This window comes from Segniliparus sp. (assembly GCF_051660745.1).
Lineage (GTDB): Bacteria > Actinomycetota > Actinomycetes > Mycobacteriales > Mycobacteriaceae > Segniliparus.
The window spans coordinates 16,282-30,286 of the sequence record NZ_JBOFQF010000038.1 but is presented as its reverse complement, the minus strand read 5'-3'; the positions used below and the strand labels follow the sequence as shown (position 1 = coordinate 30,286).

The window sequence follows — 14,005 nt, the reverse complement described above, 5'->3', positions numbered from 1 at the left end:
TGGAACATGAACTTCGAGTTACGGCCGCACGCGTGCGAGACGGGTCGTGCGTAGCGCGTTTTTGTGGCGGATAACAACGAACCACCCCAGACGATGCGACCAAGCATGGCCGCACTCAGAAGAACAAGAATTACGAGGAGCAAAGAATGGACTGGCGCCATGAGGCCGTGTGTCGGGACGAGGATCCGGAGCTGTTCTTCCCAGTCGGCAACAGCGGCCCAGCGCTTGAGCAGATCAAGCGTGCCAAGGTTGTCTGTCAGCGCTGTCCGGTGAGCGCCGAGTGCCTTTCCTGGGCATTGGCTTCCGGACAGGACTCCGGCATCTGGGGAGGTTTGAGCGAAGACGAGCGTCGCGCCCTCAAGCGGAGGAACGCGCGAGCCCGCGCCCGCACGGTCGTCTGACCGTATCGCATATCGTCAAAAAGAAGCCCTGCGACCGCAGGGCTTCTTTTGTTTTTCCGGACTGAAAAAAGAACACCCCGAAGCCCCCGTCGATCCAGATGGACGCATCGCAAGGCCGCAGGCGACGACCGGGGGCACCTCCCGCTTGCGGGGGAGCACAGATATAGCGAGGAACGAGCAGGCACACGAGGAGCCGAGAACGCCGCGAGGCGCCATCTGGCCGGTGGGACCTAAGCGAACCAGCGCTCAAGCACCTGCGCGACGCCTTCTTCTGTGTGCGGCGCGGTGGTTTCGGAAGCGGTCTCCAGCACCAGCGGGTGCGCGTTGGCCATTGCCACCGAGCGGCCCGCCCAACGCAGCATGGTGATGTCGTTCGGCATGTCGCCGAAGGCGATGGCGTCTTCCGCCTCGACGCCGAACAAGGCGGCGAGCTCCGAGAGGGCGCTGCCCTTGCTCACTCCGGGCGGCCCGATCTCCAAAAGCCCCTCCGGGGTCGAGAAGCTGACCTCCGCGAAGTCGCCCACCTCGGGCCCGAGGATCCGCGCCATCGAGTCCGAGGAGTCGCCAATGGCCCTGACCAGGAATTTCACCGCAGGCCTTGCCAAGAGCTCCTCTTCCGGCGCGGGGTTGTAGTCCGAGGTCACCCATGGGTGGATATAGCCGGGGGTGCTCACGTATGCGAGCGGGTCGGTCCCGTGGTCCACACGCTCGACGGCGAATTCCGCGCCTGGCAGCACCCGCTTGGTGGCCTCGGCGAGGCGGTGCAGCGCCGCGATTTCGAACTCCCTGGCCTTCAGCACGACGTCGTTGGCCGAGTCGTACGTGATCGAGCCGTTCGCGCAGATGGTCATCGGCGGCACTTCGAGCTGCCGGACGACGCGCATCAAGCTGCGCACGCCCCGGCCGGAGGCGAGGACGAAGTGCGCTCCCGACTCGACAGCCGCGCTGATCGCTTTGCGGGTGCGCGGCGTGACCAGCTCGTTCTCGTCGAGGAGCGTGCCGTCGACATCGCTGACGATCAGCTTCGGCGGGTGGCCGTACGGGGCGTCCGCGCTCTCGCGCGGTTGGTGGTGGGTGTGGACGTGTGCGTGTCGTGCTGGCATGCCGCTAATGCTTCTTCTGTTCCTCTGCAGCTCGAACCGCTGCCCGCTTGGCGCGCTTCTCTTCAATTTCCGCTTCGTCGAGCGCGTTCGCCTCTTCCAGGCTCGGCGCCCCGCCGCCGAGGCGTTTGGGCACCCAGAACGCGCCAGCGGGGTACGGTCCGAAGGTCTTCGCGTATTTGTCCTGGACTTCGTGGAGTTTCGCCTCCATGCTCGCCTTGAGCTTCACGGTGAGCTCGTCTGCGGGCAGATCCGGCGCGATGGGCTCGCCGACCTCGATCCAGATCGGGAACTTCGTGCGCCCCATCGCTTTCGGGTGCCCCTTGGTGATGATCCGCTGCGACCCCCACACAATGACTGGGACGATCGGCACCTGCGCGTCGACGGCCATGCGCGCGGCCCCGCTCTTGAACTCGCGCAATTCGAAGCTCCGCGAGATCGTCGTCTCCGGGTACACCGCGACGAGCTCGCCGTCTTTGAGCAGCTGGACGGCCTGGTCGTAGCTCGTCTTCCCGTAGTCCCGGTCGACGGGGATGTGGCGCATCTTGTCCAAGAACCATCTCGCTGTCGGGTTCGCCCGCATCTCCGTCTTGTACATGAACCGCATGTTGCGCTTGTGCAGGAACGCCGTGAGGCCTGCGAACGGGATGTCGAGATGCCCGGTGTGGTTCGTGGCCACGACCGCGCCGCCCTTCGCGGGCATGTTGCCGACCCCGACGATCTTGAGCTTTAAGCCCTGATAGAGCCACATGAGCCGTGCGGCAGTATTCACCGATCCGTACACGATTTCCATGCCGCCCAGCCTAGCCGGTTTCATCGGGGGCAGCCACAGCAGGCGGTATGATCGACACGTGATGGCGTTGCGCGCGGTGCTCGCGGGAGTTGGGCTGGGAGCCGTCGCTCTCGCAGCCCTCACCGTTTCGACTGACCGTCCGCTCATTCCCGACCTCGTCCAGGACAAGCAGGCGGAGGCGCAACGCGCCGAAGCCCCCGGCGCATGCTTCGCCTCGGGCCCGTCCGGGCGGCCCGGCTCGGTCGTCGACTGCGCAGCGGAGCACGTCTTCGAGCTCGCTGCGGCGCTCGACCTCGGCGAATACCCCGGCTCGGCGTTCTCCTCCGCCGCGTACCCCGACCAAAAGCAGATCGCGGCATGGAGCCAGCAGCTCTGCGAAGGCACGGTGAACACCTACCTCCGGGGCAGGCTCGACGCCCATGGCCGGTTCCGGATCGGCGCGCTGCTCTCCAGCGAGAAAGCATGGTCGAGCGGCGAGCACGTCCTGCGGTGCGGGCTGGAAGTGCCGGGCGGCAGCCGCAAGCTCCTCCCGTCCACCGGCCGCGTGGCCGACCAGGACCAATCGCTCACCTACGACACCGGGGTGTGCGTCGGAGCCGAGCACAACATGCCGACCGATCCGGTCGACTGCGGCCAGCCCCACGCCTTCGAAGTCATCGGGCAGGCGGACCTCGCCGCGCAGTTCCCCGACCGGACGGACGCGGCGCCCCCGTCCGAGGACGAGCAGAACAACGAGCTCAAGGGGCTCTGCGAGAAAGCGGCAGAAACGTACTTGGGCGACGCGGAGCGGCTGCGGGCGACGACGCTCGATGTGAACTGGACGATCGTCAAACCGCAGAGCTGGCTCGTCGGCAGCCGCAAGGCCGTGTGCTTCTTGGCCAAGCACAACGACCAGGGGTTCGCCATCATCAGCGGCAGCGTCAAGGGGGACGTGCTGGTCGACGGCGCGAAGCCGGTTGCCCCGCCGAAGCCGACGCGGAGCACCGCGCAGCCGATTGCCCCGCCCGGCCGCCCGCCGGAATAGCGCAACTGCCGGAACGCCCCCGGTTCTGCGACGGATGAGATGCAAGGCGGCAGGCGACGACTGGAGGCGCCTCCCGCTTGCGGGGGAGCACATGTACGGCGAGGAACGAGCCAGGGCACGCGAGGTGGGGGCACCTCCCACGAGCTCTGCGAGTGGGGGACCGACAACACAGCAGGTCGCCGTCTCAGCGCCGGGCTCTACAGGAAGGAGCGGACCTCAATCCCCTCATCCGCCAGCGCTTTTCGAATGGCCCGCGCGGCGGACACCGCGCCAGGAGTGTCGCCGTGCACGCAGATCGACTCGGCTTTCCCCTCGTTCGCGAGCCGGGCCGCCTGTTCGGCGATGGCGGTCGGATCGGCCAGCACCGCGCCCGGCTCGTCGCGCGGCACCAATGTCCCCTGCGGGGTGTAGGCGCGGTCGGCATACGCTTCGGCGACGAGCCTGAGCCCTTGCGCCTCGGCCTTGGCGCTGATCGCCCCGCCGTAGTGCAGGACCGGAAGCCTCGCATCGAAATCGGCCACTGCCTGGGCGAACGCCGCAGCTTGCCCCTCGTGCTCGGTGAGCGCGTGGTACAGCGCCCCATGCGCCTTGACGTAGCGCACCCGGCTCCCCATGCACCGGGCGATGGCGTCGAGCGCCCCGATCTGGTACACCACCGCCGCAGTGAGGTCCTTCGGGGCGATGTCGAGGAAGCGCCGCCCGAAGCCCAACAGGTCCGGGTAGCTCACCTGCGCTCCGATCACGACGTTCGCGCGGGCCGCCGCCGCGCATGTCTCCCAAAGCGTCGCCGGATCCCCGGCATGGAATCCACATGCGATATTCGCGCTGGTCACAAGGTCGAGCATTGCGGCGTCGTCGCCGAGCCGCCACGCTCCGAAGCCTTCTCCCAGATCGGCGTTGACATCGACCACCGCAGGCTCACACCGCCTCACCGATCAGGGCCGGACAAATTCTCCAGACGGAGTCCGCGCATGCTCTTGCCCGCCGACGGCGGGCCAAGAGGCCCGGTGCGTGCCGCCCCCGCCGTTGCCGCCGTTGCCGCCATTTCCTCCACCCGCGTTGCCGCCGGATCCGCCCGGTTCCGTCATAGCGACATGCGGCTCGGTGAACTTGACCGAGGGCGAGCCGGTATGCGAGCCGCAACCAACCACAGCCATGCACGGCATGAGGATGAGGAGCGCCGCAAGCGGTCTACCGAAAGACATAATTGGATGGTAACCCGACGCACGTCAAGATCGCCAGTGGAGTGTCCGGACCGTGACCTTGCCTATGCGGAACTCAGCCCGAAGCGGGCGAAGCGGGGGCCAGCAGCTGTTGGACCACGGCCTTCGCGATAGATTGCGCCTCGCCGCGCAGCTCCTCTTTCAGCTGCTGCGAGTCGTAGTCGAGTTTCGCGGAGAACTGGCGGTCCACCGTGTAGTCGTTGAGGTAGTTCGCGCCCGCGACCCGGACCACCACCCGCATATTCGACACCCGCAGGCTGATCTGCCAGTTCGCCCCCTGGCTTTGCGAATAGTCCCACCAGCCGACGGCCTCGTCCCCGATCCCCGCCTCGGGCACGAGGTGCTTCGGGTCGACCAGCGGCGGTTTGAGCTCGCGCTTCGCCTCGTCGACCCCGGACGAGAGGTAGCCGCCTCGGTACAGGTCGAATTCGAGGAAGACCCTGCGGAAATTCGGCTCCCCCTGCTTCCAGTCCTTCCGGTTGACGAGATCGGCGAACGAGCGCGCGCAGTATTTCGTCGAGCCGGAGGGCCGGGAGATCGCGGTGTCCTCGGGCGACACGTCGTCCTTGCGCTCCTGCGAGGCGAGCTCGCCCACCACCGCGTCCACTGCGGCCGAGACTCCGGAGAAACAGGCTTCGGGCAGCGCGTCGAACCGCGCCGAGCCGCCGAACACAGAACACGCCGCCAAAACGGGCACGAGCAGAAAAGCCCCCGGCATCGCGCCCGCGCGGGCAGATGCTCTGGCCTTCTTCATCTGCACAACCGTAGCAGCCCTGCCCGCGACAGTCCTACCCTCAAAAGCGGCGGCTTCGAAAATGATCGGCGGCCCGCGCGCCCACATAGACGAAGAAACAGATCGCCGTGATGAGCGCGGACGGCGGCCACGAGGGCGCCAAGGAGAGCAGCACGCCGCCGACGGCAGCTGCCTGCGCGAAGACCAACGTCAAGAGCGCCCCGAGCCTGCGCGACGACGTCAACCGGGCGGCGGAGGCGGCGGGCGCGACCATTAGCGCAAGCACGAGGAGCGCGCCGACCACTTGCATCCCGATCGCCGCGGCGGCGGCCACGAGCACGGTGAACCCCACGGCGAGGAATCGGGCCGGGACGCCTTTCGCCGCAGCCGCGGCCGGGTCCACGCTCGCGAACCACAGCGGCCGCCCGGCCCAGGCGACGACGAGGCAGACGACGGCGACCGTCGCGGCCATGAGCCAAAGGTCGTCTTCCCCGACGCTCGCGAGCCCCCCGGTCAGCAGGGCCGACAAGTTGGTGGCGGCCCCCTCGCGCAGGTTCAAGAGCAGCACGGACACGCCGAGCCCGAAGGAGAGCACCACCGCGTACGCGATGTCCCGGTCGGCGGCGCGCAGGCCCAAGATCCCGAAGACGAGCCCCGCCGCGATGGCCCCGAGCATCGAGCCTGCCTGCACCGAGGCCCCGAAGAAGAGCGCCACCGCAGCGCCTGTCACGGCGAGCTCGCTGGTCGCGTGGACCGCGAAGCTCATCCGCCGCCGCACGATGAGCGGCCCGAGCGCGGCGGAGAGGAGCCCGAGGACGGCCGCCGCCAGCACCGCGCGCCGGGTCGGCCCGTAGTCGAGGAGCTCCATGGTCAGCCCCCAGTCGAAGAAGTCCGCCGAGCTCACCCGTGGCCCTCCTCGCCCGCGCCGACGACCACCAGTTTGCCGCGCACGTCGAGCACGTCGATCGGCGTCCCGTAGAGCTCGGAGAGCGACTCGGCGGTCATCACCTCGGCCACCGGCCCGAGCCGGTGCCCGCCCCGTGCCAGGTACAGCACCCGGTCGACGTGCGCGAGCACCGGGTTGAGCTCGTGGGTGATGAACACGACCGCCGCGCCCCGCTCTTTCTGCTGGCGGACGATCTGCTCGACCACGAGGCCCTGGCTCGCGAGGTCGAGGCTCACCAGCGGCTCGTCGCAGATGAGCAGCTTCGGATCGGCGATCAGCGCTTGGGCGAGGCGCAGCCGGGCGAACTCGCCTCCGGAGAGCTCGCCGACCGGCTGGTCGGCGAACTCGGCCGCGCCGAGCCTGTCCAACGTCTGCGCCACCGCGCTCCGCCTGCGCGCCGCGCGGAGGAAGCCGGGGCCGAACCGGTGGCCGTCGTAGCCGAAGCCGACGAAATCGCCGCCGCGCAGCGCGGTCGCGCGGTCTAGCTGCGCGCGCTGGGCGAGGTAGCCGACCTGGCTGCGGGCGCGGGCCGGGGGCAGCCCGAAGACCGAGGCCGTCCCCGCGTCGAAAGCGCGCAGGCCGAGCGCGGCTTGGACGAGCGTGGACTTCCCGGCGCCGTTCGGCCCGAGGACGGCGAGGAACTCGCCCGGGGCCAGCGCGAGGTCGAGCCCTTCGACCAGTGTCCGCCCCCCGGCCCGCAGCGCCGCGCCAACGAGCCGCAGCGCTGGCGCGTCAGTGGTGCTCGTCATGCTTGTCGTGGTCGTCGTGGCCGCCGCCGTGCTCGTCGTGATGGTAGTCCGGCGGCAGGGCCGGGCCGCCGAGCGCGGCGATGAACTCCCCGACGACCTCGGTGAGCCATCCGCTGTAGGTCTTTTGGCCCGGAGCAGGCGTCTCGCCGACGTCGACGGCAGGCACGCCAGCGGCTTTCGCCGCGCCGAGCACTTCGCCGACCGACTTGTTGAGGTTCTGCGGGTTGTCGACCACGAGGTCCGCGCCGTGCGATCCGAGCAGGCCCACCACCGCCGCTTGGTCGGCGAGCGCGGGGTCCGCCTCGTTGGCCACCGCCGCGCGGTAGCCCGCAGGCGTGACGTCGGTCGCCGAGAGGTAGTGCAGGAGGTATTGGCCGACCGACTCGGTCTGGATCGCGCGAAGGCCGGGGTGGTGCTCGGCGAGCAGCTGGAGCTGGTCCGCGAACACGTGCAATTGCGCGTGGAACGCCGTGAGGTTCTGCTGGTAGAGGTCTTTGCGGGCCGGGTCTTCGCGCCCGAGCTCGTCGGCGAGCTCGCCCGCAACCGCGTCGACCACCGCGAAATTGAAGAACAGGTGCTGGTTGTCGAGCGCGGCGTGCCCCTTCGGCTCCAGCCCCTTGCTGACGATCTTCGCCGACTCGGCCTTGATCACGTGCGGGCCGTTCGCGGCAGCCAGCGCCTTGTCCATGAAAGAGTCGTAATGCAGGCCGCCCATGACCACGGCGCTGGCCTTGCCGATGGTCGCCGCGTCGCGCGCGCTCAGCTCGTACTCGTGCGGGTCCTTGCCCGCGTCGACGACCACGGCGACCGGAACGCCGTCGCCCGCGACCGCCTTGGCGACGAGCGCCCACGCCTGGGTGGAGGCGACGATATTCGGCACGGGCGGCTTCGCGACGGCCGCTGTGCCGCTCTCGCACGCGCCGAGCGAGAGCGTCAGGGCGGCGAGCGCGCCCAGCTGGACGGCTCGTGACCGTGAGAGAGGCATCGTTGTCCCTTTCGCGCACGGGATCTCGTGTGACCGTATCCCTGGAAACAGCATCTTATTGAAAATTGTTTTCAATAGCTGTTCTCAATATAGCACGCGCGAGGGGGCCGCGCCCCACGGGCGAGCCCGCTCAGAGCACGGCTTCGGACAGCTCCATGATGTCGTTGTCGACGCCTTCGACGATCGTCTTGAGCGAGGAGAGCTTCGGCAGGATGTTCTTCGCGAAGAAGATCGCGGTCGCGGCCTTGCCCGCGTAGAAGTCCCGATCCGCCTCGGAGACCTCGCCCTCGAGGGCCGCGAGGGCCACCTGCGCCTGGCGCTGCAGCAGCCAGCCGATGACCAAGTCGCCCGAAGCCATCAGGAAACGCACGCTGACCTGGCCGATCTTGTACGCCTCGGCGGGGTTCTCGGCCGCCGAGAAGAGGTAGACCGTGAGCGTGCCGAGGATGCTGCGGAACTCGTCGAGCGCGACCCGCAGAAGCTCGCGGGCCTCCTTGAGCTTGCCGCCGCCCGCGTCGGAGTCCACGAACGACTGGATCTGGCCGAGGATGTGGTTCAGCGCCCCCGACTGGTCCCGCACGATCTTGCGGAACAGGAAGTCGAGGGACTGGATCGCCGTCGTGCCCTCGTAGAGGGTGTCGATCTTCGCGTCGCGGATGTACTGCTCGATCGGGTAGTCCTGCAGGAAGCCGGAGCCGCCGAAAATCTGGAGCGCGTCCGCGAGGTGCGCGTAGCCCTGCTCCGAGCCGACGCCCTTCACGATGGGCAGGAGGAAGTCGTTCACCCGGTAGGCCAGGTCCTTGTCCGCCCCGAAGAGGCGCTGGGCGATGGCCGGGTCCTGGTAGGCGGCGGCGAGCAAGTACAGCGCCCGAAGGCCCTCGGCGTACGCCTTGAGCTCGAAGAGGCTCCGGCGAACCTCGGGGTGCTGGACGATGGCGACCTTCGGGGCCTCCTTGTTGAGCATCTGGGTCATGTCCTGGCCCTGCACGCGCTCCTTCGCGAACTCAAGCGCGTTGAGGTACGCGGTGGAGAGCGTGGAAATGCCCTTGATGCCGATGAGCATGCGGGCGTTCTCGATGACTTCGAACATCTGCGCGATGCCCTCGTGGACCTCGCCGACCAGCCAGCCCACGGCGGGGGCCCCGTGCTGGCCGAAGGTCACCTCGCAGGTGGTCGAGGCCTTGATGCCCATCTTGTGCTCGACATTGGTGACGAAGGCGCCGTTGCGCCCGCCCTTGGTCCGGGTCTCGAAGTCGTAGTGGAACTTCGGCACGAAGAAGAGCGAGAGGCCTTTGGTGCCCGCCTTCCCGCCGACCGGGCGCGCGAGGACGAGGTGCATGATGTTGTCGAAGTAGTCGCCCGAGGTCGCGCTCGTGATGAACCGCTTCACGCCCTCGATGTGCCAGGTGCCGTCCGGCTGCGCGATCGCCTTCGTGGTCCCGGCCCCCACGTCCGAGCCCGCGTCGGGCTCGGTGAGCACCATCGTGGCTCCCCACCTCTGCTCGGCGATGACCTTTGCCCATTCCTTCTGCTGGTCAGTGCCGAGGTGGTAGAAAATGCTGTTGAAGACGGGCCCGGCGGCGTAGAAGTACATCGCGGCATGGCTGCCGATGGCGAACTCGCTCAACGCCCAGGCCAGCGCGCGGGGCGCGGGGATGCCGCCGAGCTCCTCGGGCAGCGCGATCTGCAGGATCCCGGACCCATAGACCAGGTCGAGGGCCTTCGCGACGCCCTCGGGCAACTCGATCTCATGCGCCTGCGGGTCGAAGACCGGGGGATTGCGGTCGGGACCGGCCCAGGTGTCGGCGAGCGGCCCTTCCGCGAGCTTGCGGCCCTCGCGCAGGATGTCCCTGACCGCGTCGACGTCGAGGTCGCCGTAGTCGCCGCTCGCAAGCGTCTCCCCCAAGCCGTACAGCTCGAAGAGGTTGAACTCGATGTCGCGGAGGTTCGCCTTGTAGTGGCCCATGCGGGTGCGCCTTTCCGGTCAGCTGTGCGATCATTCGCAAAGCTGGCCGGAACGGCCCCCGGAACAGGTCAGAACGCCGCTTCGGACAGCTCCATGATGTCGTTGTCCAGGTTCTCGATGATGTTCTTGAGCGATGCGTTCTTCGGCAGGATGTTCTTCGCGAAGAAGATCGCCGTCGCGATCTTACCCTCGTAGAAGTCCCGGTCGGACGCGGAAGCCCCATTGTCGAGGGCCGCGAGGGCGATCTGCGCCTGGCGCTGCAGCAGCCAGCCGAGCACCAAGTCGCCCGCAGCCATGAGGAACCGCACGCTGACCTGCGCGATCTTGTAGCCCTCCGGCGGGTTCTCCATCGCCGCGAAGCCGATGGCGGCGAGCGCCTGGAACGCGGCTTGGAACTCGTCCAGCGCGGAGCGCAGGAGCTGGCGGGCGTCCTTGAGCCTGCCGTTGCCCGCGTCGGAGTCCACGAACGACTGGATCTGGCCGAGGATGTGGCTCATCGCCCCGGTCTGGTCGCGGACGATCTTGCGGAAGAAGAAGTCCAGGGACTGGATCGCCGTGGTGCCCTCGTAGAGGGTGTCGATCTTCGCGTCGCGGATGTACTGCTCGATCGGGTAGTCCTGCAGGTAGCCGGAGCCGCCGAAAATCTGCAGGCTCTCGGCGAGGTGCGCGTAGCTCTGCTCCGAGCCGATGCCCTTGACCAGCGGGAGCAGGAAGTCGTTCACCCGGTAGGCGAGGTCCTTGTCCGCGCCGAAGAGGCGCTGGGCGATGGCCGGGTCCTGGTAGGTGGCGGTGAGCAGGTACAGCGCCCGAAGGCCCTCGGCGTACGCCTTCTGCTCCAGCAGGCTCCGGCGCACCTCCGGGTGGTGCATGATGGTGACCCTCGGCGCGTCCTTGTTGAGCATCTCGGTGAAGTCGGAGCCCTGCACGCGCTGCTTCGCGAACTCCAGCGCGTTGAGGTAGCCGGTGGAGAGGGTGGCCGTGGCCTTGATGCCGACCGTCATACGCGCGTTCTCGATCACATCGAACATCTGCGCGATGCCGTTGTGCACGTCGCCGACCAGCCAGCCGACCGCAGGGACCCCGTGCTGGCCGAAGGCGATCTCGCAGGTGGTCGAGGCCTTGATGCCCATCTTGTGCTCAAGGTTGGTGACGAAGGCCCCGTTGCGCTCGCCGCGCTCCTGGGTCTCGAAGTCGTAGTGGAACTTCGGCACGAAGAAGAGCGAGAGGCCCTTGGTGCCGCCCTTCGCGCCGACCGGGCGCGCGAGCACCAGGTGGAAGATGTTCTCGAAGAGGTCGCCGGAGGTCGCGCCGCTGATGAAGCGCTTCACGCCCTCGATGTGCCAGGTGCCGTCCGCCTGCTGGACCGCCTTCGTGGTCCCGGCGCCGACGTCCGAGCCCGCGTCCGGCTCGGTGAGCACCATCGTCGCGTCCCAGTTCCCGGCGGCGATGACCTTGCACCACTCCTTCTGCTCCGGGCTGGCCACGTTGTAGAAGATCTGCGCGAACGGGACGCCCCAGGTGTAGAACATCGCGGCGGCGTTCGAGCCCCACAGCAGCTCCGTGACCGCCCAGCCGAGCGCGCGGGGCGCGGCGATGCCGCCGAGCTCGGGGTCGATGCTCAGCTGGAGCGCGCCGGACTCGATGATGAGCTGGATCGCCCGCTGCAGCTCCTCGGGCAGGTCCGCCTCGAAGGTCTCCGGGTTGTAGACCGGCGGGTTGCGGTCCGGGCCGACCCACGCGTCCGCGAGGGGGCCTTCGGCCAGTTTGCGGGTCTCGCGCAGGATGTCGCGGACCGCGTCGGCGTCGAGGTCCTCGTAGTCGCCGCCCGCGAGGGTGTCGCCGAGGCCGTACAGCTCGAAAAGATTGAATTCGATGTCGCGGAGGTTGGCTTTGTAGTGGCCCATCATGCGCCTTTCAATCGGGTCCAGAAAGTCTCTAAGTTACCGTAAGTTACTGGCGAGTAACTAACGATAACTAGTTTACAACACGAGCTGAAATGTCGCACTATTGGTGCCATGGCCACTTTGCCTCTTGTCGACCTCGCCCAGGCCGAAAACCGGCCCCGCGAGTTCGCCGAAGGGCTGCGCGAGGTCATGCGCGAGGTGGGGTTCTGCTACCTCGTCGGGCACGGCGCGGAAGATCGGCTCGACGGCGAAGACGGGCTGTTCGCGCTGGCCAGGCGCTTGTTCGCACTGCCGGACAAAGAGAAGGACGCCGTGCGGATGGCCCGAAGCCCGCACTTCCGCGGGTACACCCGCCTCGGCGGCGAGCTCACCGGCGGGAGAATCGATTGGCGTGAGCAAATCGACATCGGGCCCGACCTCGACCCCATCCCCGGCGCGGTCGGATCCTGGCATTTGCAGGGCCCGAACCAGTGGCCCGCCGCGCTGCCCGAGCTGCGCCCGGCCGTCCTGCGGCATTGCGCGCACCTGGATCGGATCGGCCGCCGCCTCCTCGCGGCCCTCGCGTCCTCCTTCGGCGCCGACGAGGACCATTTCGACCGGGCCTTCCACCCCGAGCCCGGCCCCGCCGATCCGGACGGCTACCGCCCCGGGCCTGCGACGCTGCTGAAAATCGTCCGCTACCCGGGCGGCAGCAGGACAGGGCCGGGCGGAGAGCGGGGGCAAGGGGTCGGCGCGCACAAGGACTCCGGCGTGCTGACCCTCCTCGCGAGCGCCCCCGGCTCGGTCGGGCTCCAGGTCGACGTGCCGGGGCGGGGGTGGACCGACGCGCCGACCGTCCCCGGGGCCCTCATCGTCAACATCGGCGAGCTGCTCCAGGTCGCGACCGGCGGCTATCTGCGCGCCACCAGCCACCGGGTCCTCTCCCCGCCCGAGGGCGAAGAGCGCGTGTCGATCCCCTTCTTCTACAACCCCGCGCTCGGCTCGACCCTCCCCGCGCTGGAGCTGCCCGCCGAGCTCGCCGCGCGGATCCGGCCCGCGCCGCCGGAGCCCGACAACCCGATCTTCCTCACCTACGGCCAAAACGCCTGGAAATCGCGCATGCGCGCCCATCCGGACGTGGCCGAGCGCTGGCACAAGGACGCACCCGGGGCCACCCGCGAGGCCGCGGCCGAGGCGTAGGGTGGAGCGCATGAGCGCACTCGACGTACCCGTCACCACCCTGCAAGGCCAGTCCACCACGTTGCGCGAGATCGCCAAGGCTTCCGGCCCGGTGCTCGTCGTCAATGTCGCGTCCAAATGCGGGCTCACCCCGCAGTACGAGGGCCTCGAGCAGCTGGCGAAGGACTACGGGCCGCGCGGGCTGACCGTCGTCGGCGTGCCGTCCAACCAGTTCGCCGGGCAGGAGCCGGGCTCGGCCGAGGAGATCCAGGCCTTCTGCTCCACCACCTACGGCGTCACCTTCCCGCTGCTGGCGAAGACTGAGGTCAACGGCGAGGAGCGCCACCCGCTGTACGTCCTGCTCGCGCAGGCCCCCGACTCCGACGGCCAGGCGGGCGACGTCCAGTGGAACTTCGAGAAGTTCCTGGTCGCCCCCGACGGCTCGGTCGCAGGCCGCTTCCGCCCGAAGACCCCGCCGCAGGCCCCGGAGCTGGTCGAGGCCATCGAAGGGCTGCTCGGGGCCTGACCCGGCCAGCACAAACACGGGCGGCCCCTCGCAATTCGCAGTATGCTTGCGCCCTGTGACCGAATCATCCTCTGTTTATCCGCCGCAAGCCCTCGCCGTGCCGGTCCAGGTCCGGTTCGGCGATATGGACGCGTACGGGCACGTCAACAATGTGTCGGTGCTCCGCCTCCTCGAAGAGGCCCGGTCCCGGCTGCTCGTGGACGGGCTGCAGTGGACAGATTCCCGCGTGCTCGTCGCCAGGCAGGAAATCGAGTACCGCGCGGTGCTGCACTACAGCACGGCCGATCCGCAGATCCACATCTGGACCAGCCGCGTCGGCGGCGCGAGCTTCGAGCTGTCCTACGCCGTCGAGGACCCCTCCGGCCAGACGACCGCCGTCGCCGCCACGACGATCGTCGTCATCGACGAGCACAGCCGCCCAACGCCGATCCCCGACGAGGCGCGCGCCAAGCTCGACAAGCTGTCCGGCCCGCCCATCGCGTTCCGGGGGCGCTGAG

14 protein-coding genes are annotated in these 14,005 nt (G+C 68.5%); 5 read left to right on the top strand and 9 right to left on the bottom strand.

Going from position 1 to position 14,005, the window contains the following annotated elements; genetic code table 11:
- The first annotated feature begins 146 nt into the window (after positions 1–146).
- The gene (locus ACRC20_RS13320) at positions 147–401 is read left to right on the top strand and encodes a WhiB family transcriptional regulator (protein ID WP_438686866.1); all 255 of its coding nucleotides are present in this window, start codon (positions 147–149) and stop codon (positions 399–401) included.
- Between the two features lie 230 nt (positions 402–631).
- Here the strand turns inward: ACRC20_RS13320 and ACRC20_RS13315 are convergent, their stop codons facing one another.
- Positions 632–1,504, bottom strand: coding sequence for an HAD family hydrolase (locus tag ACRC20_RS13315; RefSeq protein WP_438686865.1), 873 nt, complete (start codon positions 1,502–1,504; stop codon positions 632–634).
- A gap of 4 nt (positions 1,505–1,508) precedes the next feature.
- Positions 1,509–2,294: a lysophospholipid acyltransferase family protein gene (locus tag ACRC20_RS13310; protein WP_438686864.1), complete on the bottom strand. Its 786-nt coding sequence runs from the start codon at positions 2,292–2,294 to the stop codon at positions 1,509–1,511.
- A gap of 61 nt (positions 2,295–2,355) precedes the next feature.
- Between ACRC20_RS13310 and ACRC20_RS13305 the strand changes: the two genes are divergently transcribed.
- On the top strand, positions 2,356–3,318 hold the full coding sequence (locus ACRC20_RS13305) for a septum formation family protein (protein ID WP_438686990.1): 963 nt from the start codon (positions 2,356–2,358) through the stop codon (positions 3,316–3,318).
- A gap of 197 nt (positions 3,319–3,515) precedes the next feature.
- On the opposite strand, the gene ACRC20_RS13300 is transcribed toward ACRC20_RS13305, so the two are convergent.
- From ACRC20_RS13300 to ACRC20_RS13270, 7 genes are all read right to left on the bottom strand, one after another.
- The gene (locus ACRC20_RS13300; protein ID WP_438686863.1) at positions 3,516–4,229 is read right to left on the bottom strand and encodes a LamB/YcsF family protein; all 714 of its coding nucleotides are present in this window, start codon (positions 4,227–4,229) and stop codon (positions 3,516–3,518) included.
- 367 nt (positions 4,230–4,596) lie between these two features.
- A complete protein-coding gene (locus ACRC20_RS13295; protein ID WP_438686862.1) occupies positions 4,597–5,295 on the bottom strand; it encodes a hypothetical protein in 699 nt (232 codons plus the stop codon).
- Positions 5,296–5,335: 40 nt separating this feature from the next.
- Positions 5,336–6,178, bottom strand: coding sequence for a metal ABC transporter permease (locus ACRC20_RS13290; protein ID WP_438686861.1), 843 nt, complete (start codon positions 6,176–6,178; stop codon positions 5,336–5,338).
- Positions 6,175–6,969, bottom strand: coding sequence for a metal ABC transporter ATP-binding protein (locus tag ACRC20_RS13285; protein ID WP_438686860.1), 795 nt, complete (start codon positions 6,967–6,969; stop codon positions 6,175–6,177). Before ACRC20_RS13285 ends, ACRC20_RS13290 begins: the two co-directional genes overlap by 4 nt.
- On the bottom strand, positions 6,953–7,954 hold the full coding sequence (locus ACRC20_RS13280; RefSeq protein ID WP_438686859.1) for a metal ABC transporter solute-binding protein, Zn/Mn family: 1,002 nt from the start codon (positions 7,952–7,954) through the stop codon (positions 6,953–6,955). The genes ACRC20_RS13285 and ACRC20_RS13280 overlap by 17 nt, the downstream gene beginning before the upstream one ends.
- Before the next feature lie 130 nt (positions 7,955–8,084).
- Positions 8,085–9,920 (bottom strand): acyl-CoA dehydrogenase, encoded by a 1,836-nt coding sequence (locus tag ACRC20_RS13275; RefSeq protein WP_438686858.1) that lies wholly within the window; start codon positions 9,918–9,920, stop codon positions 8,085–8,087.
- Between the two features lie 68 nt (positions 9,921–9,988).
- The gene (locus ACRC20_RS13270) at positions 9,989–11,824 is read right to left on the bottom strand and encodes an acyl-CoA dehydrogenase (protein WP_438686857.1); all 1,836 of its coding nucleotides are present in this window, start codon (positions 11,822–11,824) and stop codon (positions 9,989–9,991) included.
- A 111-nt stretch (positions 11,825–11,935) separates the two neighbouring features.
- On the opposite strand from ACRC20_RS13270, the gene ACRC20_RS13265 reads away from it, so the two are divergent.
- Genes ACRC20_RS13265 through ACRC20_RS13255 form a run of 3 tightly spaced genes read left to right on the top strand, consistent with a single transcriptional unit; the run spans position 11,936 to position 14,004 of the window.
- Positions 11,936–13,003 carry an isopenicillin N synthase family dioxygenase gene (locus tag ACRC20_RS13265; RefSeq protein WP_438686856.1) on the top strand — a complete coding sequence of 356 codons (1,068 nt, stop codon included), beginning with the start codon at positions 11,936–11,938 and terminating at the stop codon, positions 13,001–13,003.
- Between the two features lie 10 nt (positions 13,004–13,013).
- Positions 13,014–13,508, top strand: coding sequence for a glutathione peroxidase (locus tag ACRC20_RS13260; RefSeq protein ID WP_438686855.1), 495 nt, complete (start codon positions 13,014–13,016; stop codon positions 13,506–13,508).
- A 55-nt stretch (positions 13,509–13,563) separates the two neighbouring features.
- The gene (locus ACRC20_RS13255; protein ID WP_438686854.1) at positions 13,564–14,004 is read left to right on the top strand and encodes an acyl-CoA thioesterase; all 441 of its coding nucleotides are present in this window, start codon (positions 13,564–13,566) and stop codon (positions 14,002–14,004) included.
- Position 14,005 lies beyond the last annotated feature (1 nt).